We start from the raw sequence: 24,130 nt of genomic DNA on the forward strand, positions 1-24,130 counted from the left end.
CGCCAACTTCACGGCCGGCGCAAGCACCTCGCTGGCCAACTATAGCCTGCCAACCGTCGCCACCGGCAGCGCCGCCATTACGCCAAAGGCACTTGGCGCCAGCCTGAGCGGCGTGGGCAAGGTCTACGACGGCAGCACGACCGCCGTGCTGAACGGCGCCAACTATCTGCTGACGGGCCTGGTCACCGGCGAGTCGGCCAGCGTCAGCCAGACGGCCGGCCTGTACAACTCGGCCGATGTGCTGGGCGCGAACAGCGTCAGCGCCAGCCTGTCCGGCGCCAACTTCACGGCCGGCGCAAGCACCTCGCTGGCCAACTATAGCCTGCCAAGCGTCGCCACCGGCAGCGCCAGCATCACGGCCAAGGCCCTTAGCGCCACCCTGAGCGGCGTGGGCAAGGTCTACGACGGCAGCACGGCCGCCACGCTGACCGGCGCCAATTATCAGCTGACAGGCCTGGTCGCAGGCGAATCGGCCAGCGTCAGCCAGACGGCCGGCCTGTACAACTCCGCCGATGTGCTGGGCGCGAACAGCGTCAGCGCCAGCCTGTCCGGTGCCAACTTCACGGCCGGCGCAAGCACCTCGCTGGCCAACTATAGCCTGCCAACCGTCGCCACCGGCAGCGCCGCCATTACGGCCAAGCCACTCGCCGCCAGCCTGAGCGGCGTGGGCAAGGTCTATGACGGCAACAACAGCGCCTTGCTGGGCGCTGGCAACTTCAACCTGTCGGGTTTTGTCGGCACGCAGTCGGCCAGCGTCACGCACACTGGCGGGGTCTACAACGGCGTCAATGTGGCCACGGCCAACAGCGTCACGACCAGCCTGTCGGCCGGCGACTTTACTGCCGGCGCGGCCACCACGCTGTCCAACTACAGCCTGCCAACCGTTGCCACCGGCAGCGCCAGCATCACGGCCAAGTCCCTGGGCGCCACCATTAGCGGCGTGAGCAAGGTCTACGACGGCGGCACGGCCGCCGCGCTGACCGGCGCCAACTATCAGCTGACGGGCCTGGTCGGCGGCGAATCGGCCAGCGTCAGCCAGACGGCCGGCCTGTACAACTCGGCCGATGTGCTGGGCGCGAACAGCGTCAGCGCCAGCCTGTCCGGCGCCAGCTTCACGGCCGGCGCCAGCACCTCGCTGGCCAACTATAGCCTGCCGACTGTCGCCACCGGCAGCGCCGCCATTACGCCAAAGCCACTTGCCGCCAGCCTGACGGGAACCATCAGCAAGACCTATGATGGCGGCAACAGCGCCTTGCTGGGCGCAGGCAACTTCAGCCTGACCGGTTTTGTCGGCACGCAGTCGGCCAGCGTCACGCACACTGGCGGGGTCTACAACGCCGTCAATGTGGCCACGGCCAACAGCGTCACGGCCAGCCTGTCGGCCGGCGACTTTACTGCCGGTGCGGCCACCACGCTGTCCAACTACAGCCTGCCAACCGTCGCCACCGGCAGCGCCAGCATCACGGCCAAGGCCTTGGGCGCCACCCTGACGGGCGCACTGGGCCGCAGCTACGACGGTACGGCGCTGGCCAGTCTGACGGGCAGCAACTTCGTACTAAGCGGTCTGGCAGCGGGCGAGTCCATCAATGTCGCCCCCCTCAATGGCAGCTATGACAGCCGCAATGCGGGCACGCGCACGGTCAGCGCGACCCTGGCTGGCAGCGACTTCACTGCCGGTTCAGGCACCGTGCTGGGCAACTACGTGCTGCCGACCAGCGCTGCAGGAACGGCCGTCATCACGCCAAAAGCCATCACACTGAGCGCCCCTGTGGTCAGCAAGGTCTACGACGGCACGCTGGCCTATTCGGCCAGCGCGGGCGATTTGTCCACCCTGTCGGCGGCGCTGGTGCAAGGCGACACCGTCAGCGGCGCCACCTTCAGCTATGCCGACAAGAACGCCGGCAATGGCAGCAAGGCGGTCAACCTGACGCAAGCGCAAATCAGCGACGGCAATGGCGGCGCCAACTACAGCGTCAGCCTGGCCGGCAACAGCAACAGCACGATTACCCCACGCGTGCTCAACGCCAGCGCCACCGGCGCCAATCGCGTGTACGACACCTCGACCAACGCCAGCGTCAGCCTGATTGACGACCGTATCGCCGGCGACGTGCTGACCTTGTCGAACAGCTCGGCCAGCTTTGCCGACAAGAATGCGGGCAGCAACAAGCTCGTCACCGTCAGCGGCATCGCCGCCGGCGGCGCGGATGCGGGCAATTACACGCTCGCCTCCGGCACCGCGACCACCACTGCCAGCATTACCCCGGCCACCTTGCAGGTGACGGGCGTGTCGGCGCAGGACCGTGCCTACGATACCTCGCTTGCCGCCGGCCTGAGCGGCACCGCAGTGGTCACAGCCCTGGGCAGCGATATCGTCAAGGTCACCGGCACCGGCATCGGCCAGTTCCTTGATAAAAACGCCGGCAGCGGCAAGGCGATCACCGTCACCGGCTACGCCTCCAGCGACAGCAACTATGTGCTGGCGCAGCCGACCGGCTTGAGCGCCACCGTCACGCCGGCCGTGCTGGCCTTGTCGGGCCTGAACCCGGGCGTCTCGAAAACCTATGACGGCAGCACCAGGGTGACGATCACGGGCGCGCCGACCGTCAGCGGCTTCGGCAATGAAGTGGTGACGGTGGGCGGCGTCGGCAGCGGCCAGTTCGCCGACAAAAATGCCGGCACCGGCAAGACCATCACGGTGTCCGGCTTGACCGCCAGCGACAGCAACTACGCCATCGGCCAGCAGGCCGGCCTGACGGGCACCATTGCGCCGGCCCAGCTGACCCTGGCCCCGGTCACTGCCGCCACGCGCAGCTACGACGGCACCAGCAATGCGCAGATCAATGCCGCCAGCTATGCCTTCACGGGCCTGGTCAGCGGCGATTCGGTGAATGTGGTCAAGACAACAGGCAGCTTCGACAGCCGCAATGCGGGCAACCGCACGGTCAGCATCGGCCTGGCGGCCGGCGACTATACGGCTGGCAACGGTACCGTGCTCGCCAACTACCTGCTGCCGACCCTGGCAACAGGCAGCGGCGTGATCACCGCCAAAACCATCACGCTCAATGCCCCTTCCATCAGCAAGGTCTACGACGGCACCCTGGCCTATTCGGCCAGCGCGGGCGATTTGTCCGCCCTGTCGGCGGCGCTGGTGCAAGGCGACACCGTCAGCGGCGCCGCCTTCAGCTATGCCGACAAGAACGCCGGCAATGGCAACAAGGCAGTCAACCTGACGCAAGCGCAAATCAGCGACGGCAATGGCGGCGCCAACTACAGCGTCACCCTGGCCGGCAACAGCAACAGCACGATTACCCCACGCGTGCTGAACGCCAGCGCCACCGGCGCCAATCGCGTGTACGACACCTCGACCAACGCCAGCGTCAGCCTGATTGACGACCGTATCGCCGGCGACGTGCTGACCTTGTCGAACAGCTCGGCCAGCTTTGCCGACAAGAATGCAGGCAGCAACAAGGCCGTCACCGTCAGCGGCATCGCCGCCGGCGGCGCGGATGCGGGCAATTACACGCTCGCCTCCGGCACCGCGACCACCACTGCCAGCATTACCCCGGCCACCTTGCAGGTGACGGGCGTGTCGGCGCAGGACCGTGCCTACGATACCTCGCTTGCCGCCGGCCTGAGCGGCACCGCAGTGGTCACAGCCCTGGGCAGCGATATCGTCAAGGTCACCGGCACCGGCATCGGCCAGTTCCTTGATAAAAACGCCGGCAGCGGCAAGGCGATCACCGTCACCGGCTACGCCTCCAGCGACAGCAACTATGTGCTGGCGCAGCCGACCGGCTTGAGCGCCACCGTCACGCCGGCCGTGCTGGCCTTGTCGGGCCTGAACCCGGGCGTCTCGAAAACCTATGACGGCAGCACCAGGGTGGCGATCACGGGCGCGCCGACCGTCAGCGGCTTCGGCAATGAAGTGGTGACGGTGGGCGGCGTCGGCAGCGGCCAGTTCGCCGACAAAAATGCCGGCACCGGCAAGACCATCACGGTGTCCGGCTTGACCGCCAGCGACAGCAACTACGCCATCGGCCAGCAGGCCGGCCTGACGGGCACCATTGCGCCGGCCCAGCTGACCCTGGCCCCGGTCACTGCCGCCACGCGCAGCTACGACGGCACCAGCAATGCGCAGATCAATGCCGCCAGCTATGCCTTCACGGGCCTGGTCAGCGGCGATTCGGTCACCGTGAACAAGACGGCGGGCACCTTCGACAGCCGCAATGCGGGCAACCGCAGCGTAAGCATCGGCCTGGCGGCCGGCGACTATACGGCTGGCAACGGTACCGTGCTCGCCAACTACCTGCTGCCGACACTGGCAACAGGCAGCGGCGTGATCACCGCCAAAACCATCGTGCTCAATGCCCCTTCCATCAGCAAGGTCTACGATGGCACGCTGGCCTATTCGGCCAGCGCGGGCGATTTGTCCGCCCTGTCGGCGGCGCTGGTGCAAGGCGACACCGTCAGCGGCGCCGCCTTCAGCTATGCCGACAAGAACGCCGGCAATGGCAACAAGGCAGTCAACCTGACGCAAGCGCAAATCAGCGACGGCAATGGCGGCGCCAACTACAGCGTCACCCTGGCCGGCAACAGCAACAGCACGATTACCCCACGCGTGCTGAACGCCAGCGCCACCGGCGCCAATCGCGTGTACGACACCTCGACCAACGCCAGCGTCAGCCTGATTGACGACCGCATCGCCGGCGACGTGCTGACCTTGTCGAACACTGCGGCCAGCTTTGCCGACAAGAATGCAGGCAGCAACAAGGTCGTCACCGTCAGCGGCATCGCCGCCGGCGGCGCAGATGCGGGCAATTACACGCTCGCCTCCGGTACCGCGACCACCACCGCCAGCATTACCCCGGCCACCTTGCAGGTGACGGGCGTGTCGGTACTGCAGCGCAGTTATGACCGCAGCCTGAACGCGGTATTGGGCGGCGCACCGACCGTCACGGCGCTGGGCACTGACGTGGTCAGCGTGGTGGGCACGGCCAGCGGCAGCTATGCCGACAAGAACGTGGGCAGCGGGAAGGCGGTGACGGTCAACGGGTATCGCTCCAGCGACAGCAACTACGTGCTGCTGCAGCCGACCGGCCTGACGGGTACCGTTACGCCAGCCGTGCTGCAGGTCAGCGGCTTGACCCTGGCGGCGGCCAAGACCTATGACGGCACGCGCAACGTGACGCTGTCGGGCACGGCGAGCGTCACGGGTCTGGACGGCGAAGTGGTGACGGTGGGCGGCAATGGCAGCGGCCAGTTCGCCGACAAAAATGTCGGCACGGGCAAGGTCATCACCCTGGTCGGCTACACCGCGAGCGACAGCAATTACGCCATCGGCCAGGAGCCGGGGCTGGTGGGCAGCATCACGCCTGCCGCGATCACGGTGACCGGCGTGCGCGCCAACGGCAAGAGCTTCGACGGCAACACCAGCGCCACCCTCAGCGGCGTGGGCGCCATCAATGTGATCGGCGCAGACGTGGTGACCCTGGGCGGCACCGCCAGCGCCAGCTTTGCCGACGCCACGGCCGGCACGGCCAAGCCGGTGACCGTCAGCGGCTATGCGCTCGCTGGCGCCGACGCCGGCAACTATGCCCTGCGCCAGCCGCAGGGCCTATCCGCCGATATCGCCGACACCGCCGTGCAAGTGCCGCCACCGGCGGTAGTGACGCCGCCACCGCTGCCGAGTCTGCCGCTGGCCGCACAGCGGGCGGCACCGGGCCTGAGCATGCCACCGCTCGGCAACTTGCCAGGCACCGGCACGGGCCTGAGCAGCGCGGCGCCGGCCGCCACGCCGGCCCCATCCAGCGCTGCGCCGGCCCCGTCCAGCGCAACATCGGCCACCACGCCGGCCCCAGCCAGCGCCACGCCGGCCCCGTCCAGCGCAGCATCGGCCGCCACGCCGGCCCCAGCCAGCGACACGCCAGCCCCGTCCAGCGCAGCATCGGCCGCCACGCCGGCCCCAGCCAGCGACACGCCGGCCGCCACGCCAGCCCCGGCCAGCGCCACGCCGGCGGCGCAAGCCAATACGGCCGGCATCACGGTCGCGCTGGTACGTCCGCCGTCGTTGCAGCAAGGCGGCGCGATTACGGTGTCGGTGCCCAAGCAGATCGTCGACGCCGGCAATGGCTTCGGCTTCCCGCTGCCGGCGCAGGTAGTCGAAGCGGCCGCCGTCAACCGCGTGCCGGTGCAGGCGCAGCTGGCCGACGGCAGCGCGCTGCCGTCGTGGATCAGCTACAACACCGACAGCAAGTCGTTTGTGGTCACGCAGGTGCCCGGCGGCGCATTGCCGGTGCAGATCGTGCTGGTGATCGGCGCCCAGCGCACCACCATGGTGGTCGCCGAACGCTGATAGGGAGTAGCGGCATGAAGGGCGCGTCCTGCAAGGGACGCGCTTTTTTTTCCGCCGGGATGAACTGCCCACGCTCGGCCCTGGCCCACGGAGGCGGCCGCATGTACGGCGCCGGCTGGGCCGCCGATTCGGCCGGCGAAGCCAGGCGCATGGTCATCGCGCGCGCAGGAATATCGACCACGCCGTGCTGGCCGATCTTTTCCGTGAAGCGCGCCCTGGCTTGCTCGGTAATTGGCGGCATTGCGGTTGCTGGCCTCGCCCCAATCGGGGTTTCCTTCCTGGCGGTGTTGGCGAGCTAAAACGGCCAATATCGGCGAGCACCGCGGCACTGTCAATCGAGCGGGGAAAGACGCACTGGCCGCCCTCCCCCTGCTTTACGACAGTTCGCTATCAGTACGACAGGCCGTAGCCGAATTTGTACAGCGGCCGCGCCGTGTCATACGGCACGTCGGACTTCTGCGCCTGCACTTCGCCCATAGCCGATGGCAGCTCGAACGGCAGCTTGCCTTCCGGCTTGGCCTTGCCGGTCAACACGTCGAACAGCGCACCGTCGCTGACGCCGAAGTTGCCGATAATGGCGCTGGCCTTGTCCTGCACGTTGCCGAGAATGGCCGGGCGGTCCAGGTAGACCGTAACCACGGTTTTCGGCGCCAATCTGGCGGCATTCTTGATCGCCTCGTAGCCGGCGTCGCCATCGATGAAATTGAGGCGGCCTTCGTGCTGCATGCTGCCGAAGATGTAGTTCGGGTGCAGGATTTCATACGGCGCAGCCACGCGCAGCAGGGCCACGTCGGCTTCCTGCGGGGTCGCCACCACAGTGTAGCCGTACTGGCGGGCGACGGCCGCGTCGATGCCGTACAAGTACACCTTCTTGACGGTGGCGGCCAGCGGCAGCACCTTGTCCTTGTTTTCCAGCAGCACCAGCGAACGGCGCTGGGCGTCCAGGCCGGCCGCGACAAAGTCGGCCTTGCCCACCGTGGCGGCGGCTTTTACCGTGTCGACAAACGGATGCTCGAACAGGCCCTGCCTGAATTTCTGCAACAGGATGCGACGCGCCGAAGCGTTGATGCGTGCCTCCGTCAGCTGGCCGCGCTGCACGGCTTGCGTCAGGTAAGGCGCTTCCGTCACGCCGCCGAACTGGTCCATGCCGGCATTGACGGCCTTGACATAGCGCTCGGCCTTGGTGGCGTTTTCCATGCCCCAAGGTGTGCCGAAACCGAAAAACGACGGCGCCACGCCGGCTGCGGTGCCGTTACGGCAGTTGGCGTCGCAGTCGGACGTGATGCCCCAGTCGGACAGGATCACGCCTTCGAAGCCGTATTTGCCGCGCAGCAGGTCGGTCAGCAGGGCCTTGCTGAAGCCGGCCCCCACCTGCTCCAGGGTGATGCCGTCGATGGTGACATTGCCGTCCGGCATGGCATAGGTCGGCATCACGGAGGCGGCCCTGGCGTTGAAGGCGCCCTCGAACGGTTTCACGTGATACGCAAAATTATTGCCCGGGTAGCTCATGTAGCGGCCATAGTAATTGTGGCCGTCAAAGCCCTCTTTGGTGGCGCCATAGCCGACCCAGTGCTTGACGACGGCCACCACGCTGCCGTCGTGCAGGCCGGTGTTGCCGTCCTGGAAGCCTTCGATATAATTCTGCACCATGCGCTTGGCCAGTTCGGCGTCTTCCCCAAACGTGCCGTTGATGCGCGACCAGCGCGGCTCGGTGGCCAGGTCCGCCTGTGGCGACAGCGCCTGCGTGATGCCGACGGCCAGGTATTCCTGGCGCGCGATATCGCCGAAGCGGCGCACCAGCGCGTTGTCGCCAATGGCCGCCAGGCCCAGGGTTTCAGGCCACTGCGAAAAGCCGTTGGTCGAGGTGCTGGCGCCCACCGAGTACTGGAAGTGGTGGCGCGGGTCGGTGCTGATCGACACCGGGATGCCGTGGCGCGTGGTTTCGCTCAGCGCCTGCACCTTGTTGTACTGCGCCGCCATATTGGCCGAGTCGCCGGCCATGCGGGTAATAAACGTATTGATGTACTGCTTGACGATCAGCTCTTGCAGGGCGGTGAGGTCGTAGCCGCTGCCCTGGCCGATGCCGGTCGGATCCGCCACGGTGGGCGCCGTGCCGTGCATCATCAGGCCGGCTTTTTCGTCGAGAGTCATGCGCGCGATCAGGTCGTCGGCGCGCGCCTCGGCCGTCAGGCGCCAGTCCTCGTAGGGGTCGATCTTGCCATTGCGGTTCATGTCCTTGAAGGTATAGCTGTCGACCTTGAGCTGGTTGTAGGTCGTGGTGCCGAATACGGGCTGGGTGTAGCCTGGGCCGTCGCTGTCGCTGCTGCCGCAGGCGGCAAGGGCGAGCGTGGCAACGCATCCGGCGACCACGCGGGTCATCGGTTTCAAAGTGCAATGCATGATTGTCTCCTGTATTTTTGTAGGTATCAAGGTCCGCCGTGCAGGCCGGCCTTGATGCAATATAACGTGAGAGTCCGTGAGTTTTTTGACTGCACGGAACAGCGTTTATACCGCCGAGAACAATTTTTGGCATTGATGTACGGTAAGCAACAAACAACAGCACTTTCCAACAAAAGTGCTAGTATTTGTGAAAAATTACTACAAGTGCGCAGACACTGGAGACACCATGCATAAACCCGACACGCGGACGGTTTCAAACCGCATTGCGCAGCAATGTGCGCGCGCCATGCAGGCCGACGGCCACGATCCCTTTGACTTTTTCCGGCAAACGGGCATCACGCCAGCGCAGCTGGACGAGCCTGGCGGGCGCATCAACGCCGAGCGGCACCGCCGCATGCTCGGCTACGCGCATCAGTTGCCGCCCCAGCGCGGCATCCTCGACATGGACGTGACGCACTGGTTCGCGCATTTTTCCGGCCTGGCCCACGTCTGCTTCAACCGCCCTACCCTGCGCGGCGCGCTGTACGAGTTCCTGCGGCTGCGCGGCCTGATCGGCCAGTTCGATTTCATGCTGATGAACGAAAACGGCTTGTGGATAGAGATCGAGTACCTGTCCGAATTCTGCCCGGCCGGCGGCGCCATCCAGGCGCTGGCCAATTTTCGCTTGCTGTCCCTGGTCACGCGCGCCTATGACCAGGGCGCGACTACCGTGTTCCAGGCCGGCTTTCGCGGCGCCGCGCCGCACTTCGCGCGCGCCATCTCGGAATGCCTGGGTGCCCCCGCCACCTTCGGCCAGGCGCGCAACACCTTGCGCTTCCAGGCGTCCATGCTCGATGTACCGTTCGGCCAGTTCAACGCCACCGTGGCGCCGCACGCACTGCGCCACGCCCAGGCGCAGCTGCAAACGCTACAGGGCGCGCAGCTGTTTTCTGCGCGCGTGGAGCAGGCCATCATCGATTTGCTGGGCCAGCAGGACGGCGCCGCCGCCGACGGCACGCGGCTGCTGCCGGCCCTGTGCGACGGCCTGGCGATGAATCACTGGACCTTGCGGCGCCAGTTGCAACAGGAACAGACCTCGTTTCGCGCCCTGGAGCTGCGCGCCAAAAGCCGCGAGTCGCGCCGCCTGCTGCGCGAAACGACCTTGAGCGTGGCCGAAATCGGCGACCGCCTGGGCTTTTCCTCGCAAAGCGCATTCACCCGCTTTTTCAAGAACCAGTTCGAACTGCCGCCGGCGCGCTACCGCCAGGATACGGCCGGGACCTAGACAAAAAGATACGAGAAAAGCAACAAGAAAACCGGAAAACCAGGAAACGGCCCAAATCAAGGAGACAGGCTCCATAGGCCAAACCGGCCCGCTGTTCTCAAGCTGTACTACTTGCCCTTCCCCAAAATCAAAAAGCAGCAATCAGCGGGCAAGAAGGCGCCAGATGCGCTAAGCTCCTGAGCCCACCCTCATACAAGGAATCCCATGACCCTGATCGTCGTCGCCACCATCGATGCCCAAGCCGACCATATCGCCGCCGTGCGCGCCGCGCTCGAAGCGGTGGTGCCGCCCAGCCGCGCGGAGAGCACCTGCCTGCGCTACGAGCTGCACCTGGACAATAAAATCCCCACCCGCTTCATCATGCTGGAAGAATGGGCAGACGAAGCCGCCTTGAGGGCGCATGAAGCGACGCCGCATTTCAGGCAACTGGTGGCCGCCGTCGGCGACAAGGTGGTCAAGATCGACGTGGCGGAACTGAGCAAGCTGGCCTGATTGGCGTCAACGCTGCCGCAGGCGCCAATCGCGCGCGCCTGCCGAAAGGTTGCCGTATAGAATGTGGCAACTTTTCTCTCCATTCGCCATGACCACTCTCTCTATCCTGCGCACCGCCGCCACACTGGCCGCCCTGACCTTCAGCCTTGGCGCTTCGGCGCAAGCCTTGACGCCCAATCTGGTGGGCGACTACAATCTGGCCTCGTCGAGCACGGTGCCGGCCAGCACCTGGGGCTATTCCAAGGGCCGCATCGCCATCCGGCAGCTCGATGACAAGCACTTGCTGATCGTCCTGTCGTGCGAATGGAAACGCGAGCCGAAAGCCGTCTGCGGCGATTATTTCCATGCCCAGTGGCGCGACGACGGCCTGTACCTGCAGGACATGAATACCTTCGCCATGCGCCTGTACTTCGATCCGGCATCGCACAAGCTGACCATCATTTCGCGCGGTGCGGACGCCAGGGCCAGCGTGCGCCACGACGTGTTCGCCGCCACCACCGCGCCGTTGACCGATACAGCCCTGGTGCGGCGCATGAAGCGCGAGCAGGGCAATGCCGACAGCAAGGAAAACCGCCGCGTCTTCGGTCCCTACAACAAGTGGGATTACAAGGAGAACCGCATCGAATTCCAGCATCAGGCACCCGTGCAGCCATGAAGCGGCGCCAGTTGCTGCGCCTGGCCGGCACCCTTTTGTGCTCGCCCTTGCTGGTGGCGCGGCTGAGCATGCGGGCCTGAGGCGCAATACCGGCTGCCAGGCCAGCCTGCCTTCCGGCAGGTGTGCAAGATGCGGCAGGCGGTTAAGATGGTGTCACCATCTTGTGCCAGGAAACGCCACCATGAGCAAGCAGCCGTCCGACAAACTCCCCATACGCCACCCGATCGGCATCGCCCACTGCGTCAGCTTCGACGTGGCGGCCTGGGGCCCGGCCATGGCCGACGTCGACCTGAGCGTGGCCTGCATGTTCGAACACGAAGTCGGCGACGCGCCGATTGCCGGCGGCCTGCTGGCACTGGACCAGGCGCTGGACGGCCAATTGACGCGGCTGCGCGCCAGCGGCGCCTTTCGCGCGCAGCCGATGGAAACCGTGCTGATCACCACACCCGCGCCCGGCATGGCGCCGCGCGCAATACTGCTCATTGGCCTGGGCGACCCTGGCGAGCTCAGCTCCGACGTGCTGCGCCGCGCCACCCGCGTCGCCATGCGCGAGGCGATACGCCATGGCGCGCGCACGATGGCGTTTGCGCCCAGCGTGCTCGACGCGGGGCATACGGACAATGCCGCGCTGAACATGCCAGAGGTCATGCTGGACGGCATGCTGGGCGCGCTGGCCGCCGACTTGCTGCTGGCCGAAACCGGCCTGGCCAGCGAGCCGCTGCTGCAACATTGCACGTTCGACGTGGGCGCGCCGCGCATCGAATCGGCCGCCCTGGCGTTCCAGGCAGCGTTTGCCAAGCTGCATGATGCCAGATAGCAAAATTACTCACAGGTGAGTCAACGAACGGTGGTTCAGCGCCGCCTCCGCCACTCTTGATCGGGCCAACACTCAAGCCCACGCATGTTTTCAAGAAAGGTCACACCATGGACGCTGACAATACCAAGCGCTCGCGCCGTCAGTTCGTCGGCGTCGCCGCCAGCGGCACCCTCGCCTCGGTCGTGGCACCGGCAATGGCCCAATCCAGCGCCACGTGCCCCGCCCACGGCGAAACCAGCTACGAAGGTTCTGGACGCCTGGCGGGTCGGCGCGCCAGTTCTTCGCAGCCGATCATCTTTGGCGGCGAAGGACTGTTTCTGCGGGTATGAACAAGAACCCGCAGGGCGATCCGCAATGGCACTTGCTGCTGGCTCAAGTACCTGGCTGCGGTAGACGTACCGAGCATCTCCTGGAAAATAATCGCGACATCTATTTTCTGCGCCATTAACGCATCCGTGCGCCGCTGCGTTTCAGATTTGCCCTCATGCTGCCACGAAACCGCATTGTCAGTTTTCATAAGCCGCTTCACCTGTTCACACCTTTCCACGTTGCTCCCTGTTCCGCTGTTGCAGCGTCCCTTTGAATAAATCTCTGCCCAGCACTTTCCCGCAGCCGAACGATTTCCTTTAACAACGGCGGTATTTCACGATGCTGTCGATGATTTCCGCTTCCTGTTCTTTGACCTTCTTGACGTGACATTTCATGGACATTACTGCGATTGAAAGGGCCATAGGAAAAATGACGGTTCATCGGGAAAATTTTTCCATCCTTGATATGCATTTTAAAAAATGGGCGGCATCAAGTGCTCTATATCTTGCTGATTTTTAAGCTCGAATCTTATCAGCAAGAATTTTCTTCTTATCTACAAGCCCAATAATATTGACTTACATCAATATCAGCGATGCGAACAGATTTCGCCTATTTTTTAACATTTATACAATCAAATTTCCATAACAAAACATTATTTACCATAAAAATACTAATAATAAAACATTCTCAATTACCATTGTCGCGTGCGTGCCATAAAATTTTTATGTAGTAATATTAAAAACACACCACTCTCAGCCGATGAAGAAATGCCGGTCCATGTATATTATTGAATTTACGCAACGTACAACGCGCGTGCTGCGTGTGATTGACACCGCATCGGGCAGGATGAAAATTGATATAAAGCACAGCGCGACACCTTTCGATACCCTGATCGTCGATGCCTGGGTGAATATCGAAAACGGGGTACTGTGGCTGGAGTATGAAACCGGGGGCAGGCAGACCGTCAGAGTGCGGCTGGCCAAAGCCTTGCGCTGGTCACGCCAGCCGAAGTGGTAGCGCGCCTGCTTGCGGCCAAGGCATATGGTTACCCTGCCAGTTTGTCATTTTTGGCAAGGAAATGACGATGTTTCCATCAGTATAAAATGGCCGACAAGATAGTCAACTTTGACGGTGGCGCGCGCGTACTCGCAACGGACACCCTCAGATCACGTAGTAAAACGGTTCCACGCCCTCGAGCGCAATCATTTCCAGCACCCCACCCGCCTGCCGCAGTTCCTGCAAGGCGCCATCGTCATGCTCAGCCTTGCGGAGGCGGTGGCGTGAACGGCGCTGGCGAGGCCGGTGGTGCGGGCGGCGCCGCCGGTTCCTGGGGCACGGCGCGACCGTTCGATTCCTGTGCGCCATTTTCTTCCGCCGGCATGGCCAGCGGCGCCGGCGGCGCGCCCGTCTGCTGCATATCGCCGCCCTGTTCCACGGCCTCGTTTTCCGGCTCCATCGCTTCGCTGCGGCGTGGCGGCGGCGGTGGCTTGCCGCCAGCGAAGATGGCGTCGCGCGCCAGCTTGCCGGTGTCGAGCGCCGTCTTGAAGAAGTCGCCCACCACCAGCACGGCGTTGTGGCCGCCCTGGCCCCAGTAATTGCTGCGCATGGTGACGCGCGCGTCGTTGAAGCCCACCCAGGCGCCGCCCACCAGTTGCGGGTGCATCATGATGAACCAGCCGTCGGCGTTATTTTGCGTGGTGCCGCTCTTGCCGGCCACGTCGGAACGGATGCCGAAACGGTTGCGGATGGCCGTGCCCGTGCCACGGTCGATCACGCCGCGCATCATGTCGGTGAGGGTATTGGCAGATTCGAGCGTCATCGCCCGCACCGGTTTGGCCTGGTCGAAACGGGCGATGACTTTGCCGTCGCGGTCGGTGATATGCGTGACCACATAGGGCGTGCGCGCCTGGCCCTGGGCGGCGATGCTGGCATAGGCGTTGACCATTTCCAGCAAGGTGACGGGGCTGGTGCCCAGCGCCAGCGACGGCACGGCGGCGAGTTTGCTGTCACGCACGCCCAGCGCGCGCGCCAGCTTGATAATGGGCGGCAAGCCGACATCCTGCATCACCTGCGCCGTAATCGTGTTCTTGGAATACACGAGGCCGTCGCGCATGGTCATGTCGCGCCCGGTGGTGCCGCTCATGTCGGTCGGGCGCCATTTGGTGCCGTCGGCCGCCTTGATGTCCATCACTTCATCGCGATAAACATGTTCGGGGCTCAGGCCCTTTTCCAGCGCTGCGCCATACACGATGGGCTTGAAGGTGGAGCCGGGCTGGCGCGCCGCTTGCGCCACGTGGTCGAACTGCTCGCGCGCAAAGTCGCGGCTGCCGACCCAGGCCCGCAAGGCGCCAGTGGCCGGGTCCATCGCCACAAAACCGGCCTGCAAGCGCGTCTTGGACTTGCGCAAGGCGGAGATAAAAGCGCGGTCGCCCTTCAGCTGAGCCAGCGCCTGGTCGGCCGTGCCGCCAGCCGCCACCAGCTTGCGGTAGTCTGCGGATTCTTTGACGAAAGCGTCGACCAGCGCCGGGTGCGACTTCCAGAAATAATCGAACGGCACGCTGCCCGACTGCATCGAGGCATACATGCCGGTCGAGGTCGACGACGGCACGCCGGCGCGGCTCCATTCCACGTCGGCAATCGCCTGCAAGGCATTGGCTTGACGTTCGACGGCGCGCTCGGCCGCCTGCTGCAAATCGCTGTCGAGCGTGGTGTGCACGATCAGGCCGTCCAGTTCCAGGTTATAGTCGTTTTCGTCGGCCCAGTCGATCAGCCATTTGCGCACATAGGCGGTAAAGTGGCTGTCGGTCTGCGCGCGTTCGCTCTGGCGCTCGAAGTGCAGGCGCAGCGGACGCTTGACCAGCTGATTGTAGCGTTTGTCGTCGATCACCTCGTGCTTGCGCATCTGGCCCAGCACCACGTTGCGGCGCTGCAGCGAGCGTTCCGGGTTGCCGACCGGATTGTAGTAATTTGTCCCCTTGAGCATGCCGACCAGGGTCGCGCTTTCCAGGATATCGAGGCGCGCGGCCGGTTTGTCGAAATAGGTGCGGGCCGCCATTTCGATGCCGAAAGTGTTGTACAGGAAAGGCACCGTATTCAGGTAGGCTTCGAGGATCTCCGTCTTGCTGTAGGTGGCCTCGATCTTCAGGGCCGTGACCAGCTCCTTGAGCTTGCGGTTCAGGTTGCGCGAGCGCCCTATTTCCGCCGGAAACATATTGCGCGCCAACTGCTGGGTAATCGTCGAGCCGCCCTGCGGGTCGCCGGCGAGGCTGTGGACGATGGCGCCGGCCAGGCGCTTGAAGTCGACGCCGTGGTGTTCATAAAAACGGTGGTCTTCCGTGGCGATCAGGGCGCTGACGACATTGGGCGAAATCTGCTGCAAGGTCACGCGCTCCTGCAGGCCCTGGTCGAAGCGCGCCAGTTCCTTGCCGCCGGCCGCCACCATGGTGCTGGGCGCGGCCGCGCGCGCCTGGCGCAGGTCGTGGATGCTGGGCGTCAACGGTATCAGCAGCAGCAAATAAGCCACCAGCAGCGCCAGCAAGGCGATAAAGGACCACAGCGCCATCACGGCGGCACGCCGCCCCGGTGGCAAGGTCATCAGGTAGGCATGGCCGCGCCGGTACATGGCCGCCAGGCGCGCTCCGCCATGCCGGCCCAGCCGCGCCGCACTATCCTTGCCGCGCGCCATCCATTGTTTCGCCGTTGCCCGTAACTGCTCCATGCTTGCCCCACTCCTTGCCTGTTGCCGGATGATCCGTTTCGGCAAGTATACAGGGCGCAGGCTTAGCCTGGCGGAAATTGCGGCCGCCGGCAAGCATCGACGGCGGCCTTGCCGGCGCGCCTCAGTCGCGCTCTTGCGGCGAGCGCCGCGGTTTCAGGCGCTCTTCCTCGAGTTCGCCCATGCCCATTTTTTCTTCGTCGAGCAAATCATGTTCGCGCCGTTCGCGCTCTAGGTCCGCTTCCACTGCATCATTTGCCTGGTCCAGGTCCGGTTCGCCATTGTTGTGCGCCATCATTGACCTCCTTCGTTTGAATGAAAACCAGTGTAGACGGAAATTGAATCATTCCAGGCTTTTTCTGCTCGCCAAAGCGAGGCGACCTCAGCTTTAAAGCGCCTTGCGGAAGGTCAGGTTGAAGCGCTGCGCACCGAACAGATCATGCTGGCCGTCCTTCAGCGGCGCCACACCGTGGTAACGCAGGCGGTCCGCGCCGCCCCATACCACCACGTCGCCATGCAGCAGCACGATACGCGCGGCGCGGTCGGCGCGCAGCGCACCGCCGAACAGGAAAGTGGCGGGCAAACCCAGCGAGACGGAGACGATGGGCGCCGTAAAGTCGCACTCATCCTTGTCCTGGTGCAGCGCCATGCGCGCGCCGGGCACATAACGGTTGAGCAGGCAGGCGTCCGGCACAAAGCCCGCGTAGCCGGCGGCCTCGGCCGCATCCCGGGCCAATTGCAAAAACACGGGCGGCATGGCGGGCCACGGCGTGCTGTCCACGGGATCTTGCCGCACATAGCGGTAGCCGCGCGTATCGGTCACCCAGCCCAGCTGGCCGCAATTGCTCATCGCCACCGACATGCGCAAGCCGCCCGGGGTAGCCATATGGCGCAGCGGCGCCGCCCGCACGATGGCGTCCATGGCACAGAGCAATTGCTCCACCCTGGGCAAGGCAAAGCCGCGCAGCAGCACGGAGGCGGTGCTGCCCGGCACCAGCGGCGCAGGGCCGATGGCGTCGTAGTCATCGTCGGCAAACAGGGACAGGTTCATGCTGTATTCTAGCCCGGCGTGAAAAAAGGCGTGGCGTCGGTTACAGTAGCGCTTCCAACCACTTAACAGCTTCTTGCCTGGATCATTACGATGGATCAATACGCCGATTTGCTCAACACCCTGGCGCAGCAGGAAGCAAGCCTGCAGTTCGACCGCTTCGACAACGACACCGCGCTGGCCGTCGGCCTGTGGATCGTCGAGGAAGTGCGCAAGCGCGGCCGTGCCGTCACCGTCGATATCACGCGCAACGGCCAGGTGCTGTTCCATTACGCCATGAGCGGCGCTACCCTCGACCAGGCCGATTGGATACGGCGCAAGAACAACACGGTGCAGCGCTTTGCGCGCAGTTCCTACGCGATGGGCATTTCCTATAAAAACAAGGGTGCGGCGTTCGAAGACGTGACGTATCTGGACAGCCTGGAATACGCGGGCCACGGCGGCGCGTTTCCCCTGCTGATACGGGGCGTGGGCATGGTGGGCACGGTCACGGTGTCGGGCCTGGCACAGGCCGATGACCATGCGCTGGTGGTGGCGGCACTGCAGGCGCAGCTGGACGCGCATTGAGCGTAGCTCTGGTCAAGTCTGCCTCGCCAACGCTGTGCCTGCCGTACGCGATGCGTATGCAACATGAGCAACGCACACCTGGCCCAGCAAAGATACCGCGTCCTCGGCAACAAAGTCATTGATCGGACGCTGAGGGAGCATCAATCTCCCGCATTACTCCACAAGTCCATACCAACCTTGATCGGGCGCCACATTCCCGTGGCCGCCGATTCAGACACGTCCAGCCCTTATTGCGATCAGCAGTCTGGTCAAAAAATGATCGACTGTGCGCTGAACTTGGCAAACGTGCTTGAAACCAGCGCGTTAGTCTTTCCAGCATGAAAAATTTCTTGCACAATCGAAATTCTTTACGATATTATTCCTTAAATTGTCAATCTGAAAATATATGCGACGTGTTACGGACGATTTTCTGCGAAGTGAATTTTCAAGCAGACTGCAGAAATACCGCCAAAACATCATACATTTCATTATTGACCATATAAATATCAATGACTTTTTTTGAGGCTGGTCTTGAACGAATTACATAAAACAATATTGGAAATATATCGAACAGCGCAATCAACCTCCGCGTCAGATTTTTCAGAAAAAATATTTTCACAAGTGAAATGTTTTCTCAATTTTGACTCAGGCGGCTTCTGCGATTTTGTTCAAATTCCACATGCTGGGCTGAAGTTGGTGGCTGCTGTTGCGCATAATGTTTCGACAGCAGACAAGCTACGGCTGCGAGAAGAATATATAGGCGGAGAGAATATCGTTGATACCAATTCTCTTGCCACTGAAGATCCAAGTCTGCTACAAGCATTTCATCGAAAAGGAACAGCCGTCACTTTTTCCGTTGCCAGTGGCAATCATGTCAAACCAAATGTCGCCGCCTATGGCGTAAAGACGGAGAGCTTGCAAACGCTGACCATGATACAAGGCGTATCTGACGAGAAATCGTTCCAGATCCTGTCATTGTGGAGAGCAAAGGCAGATCATGATTACACAAAGAGCGATGAATCTGTCGCCAACATTATTCTGCCGCATGTTTTTCAGGCTTTTTCCATTCATCGACAATTACATGCCAACACCGGGCACGCCGCCCCTGCTGCAGGCACCGCAATTTGTTCACTTTCACGGCAGATCAGCTTTATTGATGATGCCGCTGTCAAATTCCTGCATGATGAGTTCCCTGACTGGCTGCCGCCCTTTATTCCTGAAAAGCTGATGGACGGACTACGAAGCACCTCGGAAAAGGTTTATGTTGGCAAGAAATTTACTGTCATCGTGTTGTTGAAAAATGACTCAATATTGTTACGCTTCCGGCCCTCGGCACCTCAAACGAAGTTATCCGCAACGGAATTGGTCGTCGCGGAAATGCTTGCTAAAAATGCGAGCTATAAAGAAATAGCGAGACAGTTAGGCAGCCAACCTGCCACCGTCAGAAATCAGGCCCACAGCGTCTACACGAAGTTCGGCATTTCAGGCAAGGCTGAACTGTCAAAAATGATGCAGAATTTAAAAGAAAGAGATTTTTCATGAATTCCATTTCATATTATTGACCTGACTGGCTTCCAGTCTGAACTCCCGGATGCTCCCCGCATCGATTGTTGGCAAGCAGTTTCAATGCAATTTTTCACATGAAGCACCAATCCGCCAGTTTTTCAAGTTTTTTTACTACAACTCATCCTTGCATATAGAACACCTGTTCTATGGATTTCGCAGCTTGCCATCTGTATTATGGGAATGGAAAAATCATCGCTACCGCAGCAAGATTTAATTTTTAAAAATATCATTTCCTCAACAAAGAAAAAGCGATGAGAGCTACCACCCGATTCATCATCCGCCAGCCCATGCTGCCATGAGCGAAACTCATCAGTATTCGTACCCAACGAATACTGGCAAATTCAACCATTTTCTGGAAAATAAATGAAATTTACACACTTGACGGCGTGCATATTATTCTTTGCATCAAATCTGACGTTCGGGCAGTCGAGTCAGATGACCGATCCGGATGTTCTGGGAATCAAGATCGGAATGAAAAAAGCCGATGCTTTGACTATAATCAAGGACAAGTTCCAAAAATCCAACGTAACGGTTACAAAAAAAGAAATAGGCATTGGCGCTGCGTATCTGACATACGAAACTCAGCACAAGATCTTGCTGAACAAGTCCAAACCAAGCATATCCGAGGATAATTTATTTCTCAACTTTTTACCTGATGACACCATTATCAGTATCAGGCGTCTGATACGCTACTTCCCGAACAAGCAGACCACTTTCGACATAGGAAATGCACTACAGGAAAAACATGGCTTCCCCGTTTACTTTGTCCATGATGACAAAACCAGATTTGCAGACCATACCATGTGGTCCGACAGAATGCTGCCAGGGCTGAGTTTGGTTGGCATGGATTATGTTCAGGGTGGAAATATTTCGAGTGGTGATTTTGGTAGCGTCACGCCCTACCCTTACTGCTGGAGCGAAATGCTGCAATATGCAGGAGAGCAATACGATCCCAAGAGCCTGTATAGCCAGATGACCGAACGTAACAGCGTTGCACTGAGCACGGCAAAAAAATGGAAAGTATGCGGAAAAGCGCTGTGGGTCGCGAATGGCCACGAAACGCGCTTGACTTATAATGCGACGCAAACCGAAATTATCCTTGCCGATCTGTCAAAGGCACCTGATTTGATACTCGACATGAAAAATATGCTGAGCAACAATCCAAAAACAGTTTACGCAACAGTCCCCGTCGAACAACCGAAGCGATCGACGAATACACCGGATTTCTGATATCGAGCATGTATTGATGCCGGCATGCATATGATTTCGAAAAGAAAGTGGCCTGACACGGCATCAAACGGGCAGGTCATTGAGATCTTGGTGTCGTCGACAACGTCACGATCGCAATCCCCGCCGCGACGATCAGCGCGTCCTCGATCAGGCCGCTCCTGGTCTGGCCGATACGCGCCATCGCCTGCTTGCGCCCAGCCAGGGTCAGGTAGGCCAGCGGCACGGCGGTCGCCACCGCAACGGCCGCGCCGGTCTTTTCACGGCCTTCGGGCGCCAAGGCCGCGCCAGCAATGCCGGCGCTCAGCACGCGCGCCAGCAGGCCCAGGAACACGGTGCGGTCCGGCGCCGTCGCCATCTTGTCGCCATACAGTTCCGCAGCGCCCATCAGCAGCGCGCCGGCCTTGAACACGGGACGGTCGAGCAGCACCAGCTGGCCCGTCGTATGGCGCCCGGCCAGGCGCGCGGCGGCGATGGTAGCCATCGGCGTCATCGAACGGGCGCTGGCGACGGCGCCGATCAGCATGGAAGAAAGCAGGCTGCGTAGATTCATCTTGTGGACTCCTGTGCAAGTGGACGGTCGCGACGCGGGGCTGCAGGCGCAGCCTGGTCATGTAAGATTGTTATTGTATCCAGCCCTCATTTTAGTGTCGCCTGCTACGTCAAGATCGTATGACAGCTGCGGGCAGACCCACGCGAGCGTCGCCGCAGAGCTTAGTATTGGCGGCGTTGAGGGTCGGCCCCCAGCCATTCGCATTTCGTGGGAAACGCTCCGACTCCTGGCTTCTGTCATGCCACTAGATGCGCTGCCCGCCATCGATGGGAATTTCGGCGCCGGTAATATACGAGGCGCGCTCGCTGCACAGAAATTCCACCAGGTCGGCCACTTCGGCCGTGGTGCCCAGGCGGCGTAGCGGGATCTGCGTGTCGACGATATGCGAGGTGCCGGGCGACAGGATGGCCGTGTCGATTTCGCCGGGCGCAATCGCATTGACGCGCACATTCATCGGCGCCATGTCGTTGGCCATTTCGCGCGTCAGCGAGGCCAGCGCCGCCTTGGAACTGGCGTAGGCCGAGCCGGCAAATGGATGCACGCGATAGCCGGCAATCGAACACAGGTTGACCACCGCGCCGCGCGCGTTCGACAGTTCTTCGGCAAAGCCGCGCGTCAGCGCCAGCGGCGCAAAGAAGTTGGTGTTGTACATCGCTTGCCAGGTCTGCATGTCGGTCGTCAAGGAATTGACGCGCGCGCCGCCCGGCCCTTTCGGCGACACGCCAGCATTGTTGACCAGCGCGTGCAGCTTGCCGTCTGGCAGCATGGGGCGCAGCATGTCGACCATCTGGCCGATCTGGCTCAGGTCCGACAAGTCCATGCAAAAGTGCGTGTTGTGTTCGGCGCTGCGCGGGCAGCCCAGCGGTATCGGGCTGCGCGAGACGGTGATCACGCGCCAGCCCAGGCTGCGGAAGCGCTCGGCGACGGCGTGGCCGATGCCGCGGCTGGCACCCGTGACGATGGCGGTTTTCTGTTCGGTCTCATGTTCCACGTTATTCATCGCTGTCCTTGTCATCTACGTTGGTTGCTCTCGTTTGCGCCATCTGCCGCACATACGCCAGCAGTTGCGCGCCGCCGTCCAGAATGTCGCTTTGCATGGCCTTCCGTGCAGCAGCGCCATCGCGCGCATGCAGGGCGTCGACGATGGCGCGGTGGTGGCCGACCCGCATGGTGGGCGTAAAGGCCGCGTAGCCGGCGGCGATCAGCGGCGCGATCTGCATCCACAGATGGTCGACAAAGCGTTTCAAGGTCGGCATGCCGGACGCCTGCGCCAGCCCCAGGTGGAAGGCCTGGTTGCACTGCAGGGCGCCGGCCAGGTCCTGGCGCGCGATCGCCGCCTCGTTGGCCTGCAGCAGCTGTTCCAGCCGCGCCAGGCCGGCGGCGTCGATCTGCTGCGCCGCCATCGCCGCGCCCAGGCCTTCGAGTTCCACCCGCAGCGCGCGTATCTCCAGGTAGCGCGCCTCGCTCAGCACGGGCACGCGAAAGTCGCGCGGCGAGCGCAGCACCAGCGCTTCTTCCTGCACCAGCTGCAGCATGGCGTCGCGCACCGGCGTCACGCTGGTGCCCAGCTGCAGCGCCAGTTCGCGGATGCGCAGGCGGTCGTTGGGCCGGAAGCGCCCCGCCGCCAGTGCCTCGCGCAAGCGCGCATGCACCGATTTGCCCAGGTTGGCGTGCGCAAGTTGATCGAGCTGATAGGCCATGCGATTCCTCGTTTATTTATGATGCATCATACATCAATATGTTTTTCCCTGCTGTTCCTGCCTTTCATGGATTAGAATCACTGGCCTTGGCCACCCCATGAAAACAGGATAAAAGAAGATGACGGCAGTGAACGGCACTGAAACGACGGAACTCAAGCGCGGACTGAAAAGCCGGCATATCCAGTTGATCGCCTTGGGTGGCGCGATCGGCACCGGCCTGTTCCTGGGCATCGCGCAAACCATCAAGATGGCCGGACCATCGGTGCTGCTCGGCTACGGCATCGCCGGCGTGATCGCCTTTCTGATCATGCGCCAGCTCGGCGAGATGGTGGTCGACGAACCGGTGGCCGGTTCCTTCAGCTATTTTGCCGACAAGTACTGCGGCCACCTGCCCGGCTTTTTGTCGGGCTGGAATTACTGGGTGCTGTATGTATTGGTCAGCATGGCCGAACTGACGGCCGTCGGCATCTATGTGCAGTACTGGTGGCCGGACGTGCCGACCTGGGTCTCGGCACTGGCATTCTTCTGCGCCATCAACGCCATCAGCCTGTTGAACGTCAAGGCGTTTGGGGAAATGGAATTCTGGTTCGCGCTGATCAAGGTGGTGGCGATTGTCGGCATGATCGTCTTCGGCGCGTATCTGCTGGCGTCCGGCGACGCCGGCCCGCAGGCTTCGGTGGCCAACCTGTGGCAGCACGGCGGCTTTTTCCCGAATGGCTGGCAGGGCCTGGTGATGGCGATGGCCGTCATCATGTTCTCGTTCGGCGGGCTGGAACTGGTGGGCATCACGGCGGCCGAAGCGGACGACCCGCAAACCACCATCCCGCGCGCCACCAACCAGGCGATTTACCGCATCCTGATCTTTTATATCGGCGCGCTGGGCATTTTATTGTCGCTGTACCCGTGGCAGAAGGTAGTCACCGGCGGCAGCCCTTTTGTACTGATCTTCCACGCGCTCGACAGCAACCTGGTGGCCACGGCGCTGAACGTGGTGGTGCTGACGGCCGCCCTGTCCGTCTACAACAGCGGCGTGTACTGCAACACGCGCATGCTGTTTGGCCTGGCCAAGCAGGGCAATGCGCCGCGCGCGCTGCTGCACCTGAACCGCCGCGGCGTGCCGCTGGTCGCCCTGGGCGTGTCGGCGCTGGCGACCGGCCTGTGCGTGGTGGTCAATTACGTCATGCCGGGCGATGCGTTTGAAATGCTGATGGGACTGGTGGTCTCGGCGCTGATCATCAACTGGGGCATGATCAGCTGGATTCATTTGCGCTTTCGCGCGCAGAAGAAAATCGACGGCAAGACTACCTTGTTCCAGAGCCTGGGCTATCCATTCACCAACTACCTGTGCCTGGCGTTTTTGGCCGGCATCCTGGCGATCATGTTTTTCACGCCGGGCCTGCGCATTTCCGTGTACTTGATCCCGGTCTGGCTGGGCGTACTGGGCATCGGATACGCGATCAGGCAAAGCCGCGCCAGAGCCTAGAAC

20 protein-coding genes are annotated in these 24,130 nt (G+C 62.1%); 12 read left to right on the forward strand and 8 right to left on the reverse strand.

All coding sequences use genetic code 11. The features are described 5' to 3' along the window. Window positions 1-6,352: S-layer family protein (locus CD932_RS28915; RefSeq protein WP_176461033.1), on the forward strand; the 6,352-nt coding region annotated here is incomplete at its 5' end. 14 nt (window positions 6,353-6,366) lie between these two features. Beyond that, entirely contained in the window at window positions 6,367-6,651 is a 285-nt protein-coding gene (locus CD932_RS28920) for a hypothetical protein (RefSeq protein WP_176461034.1), read from the forward strand. A gap of 91 nt (window positions 6,652-6,742) precedes the next feature. Here the strand turns inward: CD932_RS28920 and CD932_RS17805 are convergent, their stop codons facing one another. Further along, the gene (locus CD932_RS17805) at window positions 6,743-8,752 is read right to left on the reverse strand and encodes a glycoside hydrolase family 3 N-terminal domain-containing protein (protein WP_094444117.1); all 2,010 of its coding nucleotides are present in this window, start codon (window positions 8,750-8,752) and stop codon (window positions 6,743-6,745) included. A 226-nt stretch (window positions 8,753-8,978) separates the two neighbouring features. Here CD932_RS17805 and CD932_RS17810 point away from each other — a divergent pair, with 226 nt between their 5' ends. From CD932_RS17810 to CD932_RS17825, 4 genes are all read left to right on the forward strand, one after another. Then, window positions 8,979-10,016: an AraC family transcriptional regulator gene (locus CD932_RS17810; protein WP_094444118.1), complete on the forward strand. Its 1,038-nt coding sequence runs from the start codon at window positions 8,979-8,981 to the stop codon at window positions 10,014-10,016. Window positions 10,017-10,220: 204 nt separating this feature from the next. Beyond that, a complete protein-coding gene (locus CD932_RS17815) occupies window positions 10,221-10,508 on the forward strand; it encodes a putative quinol monooxygenase (protein WP_094444119.1) in 288 nt (95 codons plus the stop codon). An 88-nt stretch (window positions 10,509-10,596) separates the two neighbouring features. Further along, entirely contained in the window at window positions 10,597-11,163 is a 567-nt protein-coding gene (locus CD932_RS17820; protein WP_176461035.1) for a hypothetical protein, read from the forward strand. Window positions 11,164-11,344: 181 nt separating this feature from the next. Further along, on the forward strand, window positions 11,345-11,980 hold the full coding sequence (locus CD932_RS17825) for a M17 family peptidase N-terminal domain-containing protein (RefSeq protein ID WP_176461036.1): 636 nt from the start codon (window positions 11,345-11,347) through the stop codon (window positions 11,978-11,980). Between the two features lie 238 nt (window positions 11,981-12,218). Here CD932_RS17825 and CD932_RS28315 read toward each other — a convergent pair whose 3' ends face one another. After that, entirely contained in the window at window positions 12,219-12,497 is a 279-nt protein-coding gene (locus CD932_RS28315; protein WP_141213286.1) for a hypothetical protein, read from the reverse strand. A 569-nt stretch (window positions 12,498-13,066) separates the two neighbouring features. Here CD932_RS28315 and CD932_RS17835 point away from each other — a divergent pair. Continuing rightward, the gene (locus tag CD932_RS17835; protein ID WP_094444122.1) at window positions 13,067-13,306 is read left to right on the forward strand and encodes a hypothetical protein; all 240 of its coding nucleotides are present in this window, start codon (window positions 13,067-13,069) and stop codon (window positions 13,304-13,306) included. Between the two features lie 241 nt (window positions 13,307-13,547). On the opposite strand, the gene CD932_RS17840 is transcribed toward CD932_RS17835, so the two are convergent. The 3 genes from CD932_RS17840 to alkB all read right to left on the reverse strand — a co-directional run bounded on the left by CD932_RS17840 (window position 13,548) and on the right by alkB (window position 17,055). Beyond that, window positions 13,548-16,007 (reverse strand): penicillin-binding protein 1A, encoded by a 2,460-nt coding sequence (locus tag CD932_RS17840; RefSeq protein WP_094444123.1) that lies wholly within the window; start codon window positions 16,005-16,007, stop codon window positions 13,548-13,550. Window positions 16,008-16,128: 121 nt separating this feature from the next. Next, the gene (locus tag CD932_RS28925) at window positions 16,129-16,302 is read right to left on the reverse strand and encodes a hypothetical protein (protein WP_176461037.1); all 174 of its coding nucleotides are present in this window, start codon (window positions 16,300-16,302) and stop codon (window positions 16,129-16,131) included. A gap of 90 nt (window positions 16,303-16,392) precedes the next feature. Further along, window positions 16,393-17,055 carry a DNA oxidative demethylase AlkB gene (gene alkB / locus CD932_RS17845; RefSeq protein ID WP_094444124.1) on the reverse strand — a complete coding sequence of 221 codons (663 nt, stop codon included), beginning with the start codon at window positions 17,053-17,055 and terminating at the stop codon, window positions 16,393-16,395. Window positions 17,056-17,145: 90 nt separating this feature from the next. On the opposite strand from alkB, the gene CD932_RS17850 reads away from it, so the two are divergent. The 4 genes from CD932_RS17850 to CD932_RS17865 all read left to right on the forward strand — a co-directional run bounded on the left by CD932_RS17850 (window position 17,146) and on the right by CD932_RS17865 (window position 20,394). Further along, window positions 17,146-17,619 carry a heme-degrading domain-containing protein gene (locus CD932_RS17850; RefSeq protein ID WP_094444125.1) on the forward strand — a complete coding sequence of 158 codons (474 nt, stop codon included), beginning with the start codon at window positions 17,146-17,148 and terminating at the stop codon, window positions 17,617-17,619. A 63-nt stretch (window positions 17,620-17,682) separates the two neighbouring features. After that, window positions 17,683-17,940, forward strand: coding sequence for a hypothetical protein (locus CD932_RS17855; RefSeq protein ID WP_094444126.1), 258 nt, complete (start codon window positions 17,683-17,685; stop codon window positions 17,938-17,940). Between the two features lie 189 nt (window positions 17,941-18,129). Continuing rightward, entirely contained in the window at window positions 18,130-19,140 is a 1,011-nt protein-coding gene (locus CD932_RS28320; RefSeq protein WP_141213287.1) for a helix-turn-helix transcriptional regulator, read from the forward strand. A gap of 387 nt (window positions 19,141-19,527) precedes the next feature. Next, on the forward strand, window positions 19,528-20,394 hold the full coding sequence (locus CD932_RS17865) for a hypothetical protein (RefSeq protein ID WP_094444128.1): 867 nt from the start codon (window positions 19,528-19,530) through the stop codon (window positions 20,392-20,394). Between the two features lie 76 nt (window positions 20,395-20,470). On the opposite strand, the gene CD932_RS17870 is transcribed toward CD932_RS17865, so the two are convergent. The 3 genes from CD932_RS17870 to CD932_RS17880 all read right to left on the reverse strand — a co-directional run bounded on the left by CD932_RS17870 (window position 20,471) and on the right by CD932_RS17880 (window position 22,644). Continuing rightward, window positions 20,471-20,944 carry a hypothetical protein gene (locus CD932_RS17870; RefSeq protein WP_094444129.1) on the reverse strand — a complete coding sequence of 158 codons (474 nt, stop codon included), beginning with the start codon at window positions 20,942-20,944 and terminating at the stop codon, window positions 20,471-20,473. 244 nt (window positions 20,945-21,188) lie between these two features. Then, window positions 21,189-21,944, reverse strand: a complete 756-nt coding sequence (locus tag CD932_RS17875) for an SDR family NAD(P)-dependent oxidoreductase (RefSeq protein WP_094444130.1) — start codon at window positions 21,942-21,944, stop codon at window positions 21,189-21,191. Then, a complete protein-coding gene (locus CD932_RS17880) occupies window positions 21,937-22,644 on the reverse strand; it encodes a GntR family transcriptional regulator (RefSeq protein WP_094444131.1) in 708 nt (235 codons plus the stop codon). The genes CD932_RS17875 and CD932_RS17880 overlap by 8 nt, the downstream gene beginning before the upstream one ends. A gap of 118 nt (window positions 22,645-22,762) precedes the next feature. On the opposite strand from CD932_RS17880, the gene CD932_RS17885 reads away from it, so the two are divergent. Continuing rightward, window positions 22,763-24,127 carry an amino acid permease gene (locus CD932_RS17885; protein WP_094444132.1) on the forward strand — a complete coding sequence of 455 codons (1,365 nt, stop codon included), beginning with the start codon at window positions 22,763-22,765 and terminating at the stop codon, window positions 24,125-24,127. The last annotated feature ends 3 nt before the right edge of the window (window positions 24,128-24,130 follow it).

Source organism: Janthinobacterium sp. PC23-8, assembly GCF_002250505.1.
Lineage (GTDB): Bacteria > Pseudomonadota > Gammaproteobacteria > Burkholderiales > Burkholderiaceae_D > Janthinobacterium.

Bases quoted from the DNA above. Each gene is read 5' to 3' on its own strand.
- CD932_RS28920 (WP_176461034.1), top strand. From the start codon at position 6,367: ATGAAGGGCGCGTCCTGCAAGGGACGCGCTTTTTTTTCCGCCGGGATG.
- CD932_RS17805 (WP_094444117.1), bottom strand. From the start codon at position 8,752: ATGCATTGCACTTTGAAACCGATGACCCGCGTGGTCGCCGGATGCGTT.
- CD932_RS17810 (WP_094444118.1), top strand. From the start codon at position 8,979: ATGCATAAACCCGACACGCGGACGGTTTCAAACCGCATTGCGCAGCAA.
- CD932_RS17815 (WP_094444119.1), top strand. From the start codon at position 10,221: ATGACCCTGATCGTCGTCGCCACCATCGATGCCCAAGCCGACCATATC.
- CD932_RS17820 (WP_176461035.1), top strand. From the start codon at position 10,597: ATGACCACTCTCTCTATCCTGCGCACCGCCGCCACACTGGCCGCCCTG.
- CD932_RS17825 (WP_176461036.1), top strand. From the start codon at position 11,345: ATGAGCAAGCAGCCGTCCGACAAACTCCCCATACGCCACCCGATCGGC.
- CD932_RS28315 (WP_141213286.1), bottom strand. From the start codon at position 12,497: ATGAAAACTGACAATGCGGTTTCGTGGCAGCATGAGGGCAAATCTGAA.
- CD932_RS17835 (WP_094444122.1), top strand. From the start codon at position 13,067: ATGTATATTATTGAATTTACGCAACGTACAACGCGCGTGCTGCGTGTG.
- CD932_RS17840 (WP_094444123.1), bottom strand. From the start codon at position 16,007: ATGGAGCAGTTACGGGCAACGGCGAAACAATGGATGGCGCGCGGCAAG.
- CD932_RS28925 (WP_176461037.1), bottom strand. From the start codon at position 16,302: ATGATGGCGCACAACAATGGCGAACCGGACCTGGACCAGGCAAATGAT.
- alkB (WP_094444124.1), bottom strand. From the start codon at position 17,055: ATGAACCTGTCCCTGTTTGCCGACGATGACTACGACGCCATCGGCCCT.
- CD932_RS17850 (WP_094444125.1), top strand. From the start codon at position 17,146: ATGGATCAATACGCCGATTTGCTCAACACCCTGGCGCAGCAGGAAGCA.
- CD932_RS17855 (WP_094444126.1), top strand. From the start codon at position 17,683: ATGAGCAACGCACACCTGGCCCAGCAAAGATACCGCGTCCTCGGCAAC.
- CD932_RS17865 (WP_094444128.1), top strand. From the start codon at position 19,528: ATGAAATTTACACACTTGACGGCGTGCATATTATTCTTTGCATCAAAT.
- CD932_RS17870 (WP_094444129.1), bottom strand. From the start codon at position 20,944: ATGAATCTACGCAGCCTGCTTTCTTCCATGCTGATCGGCGCCGTCGCC.
- CD932_RS17875 (WP_094444130.1), bottom strand. From the start codon at position 21,944: ATGAATAACGTGGAACATGAGACCGAACAGAAAACCGCCATCGTCACG.
- CD932_RS17880 (WP_094444131.1), bottom strand. From the start codon at position 22,644: ATGGCCTATCAGCTCGATCAACTTGCGCACGCCAACCTGGGCAAATCG.
- CD932_RS17885 (WP_094444132.1), top strand. From the start codon at position 22,763: ATGACGGCAGTGAACGGCACTGAAACGACGGAACTCAAGCGCGGACTG.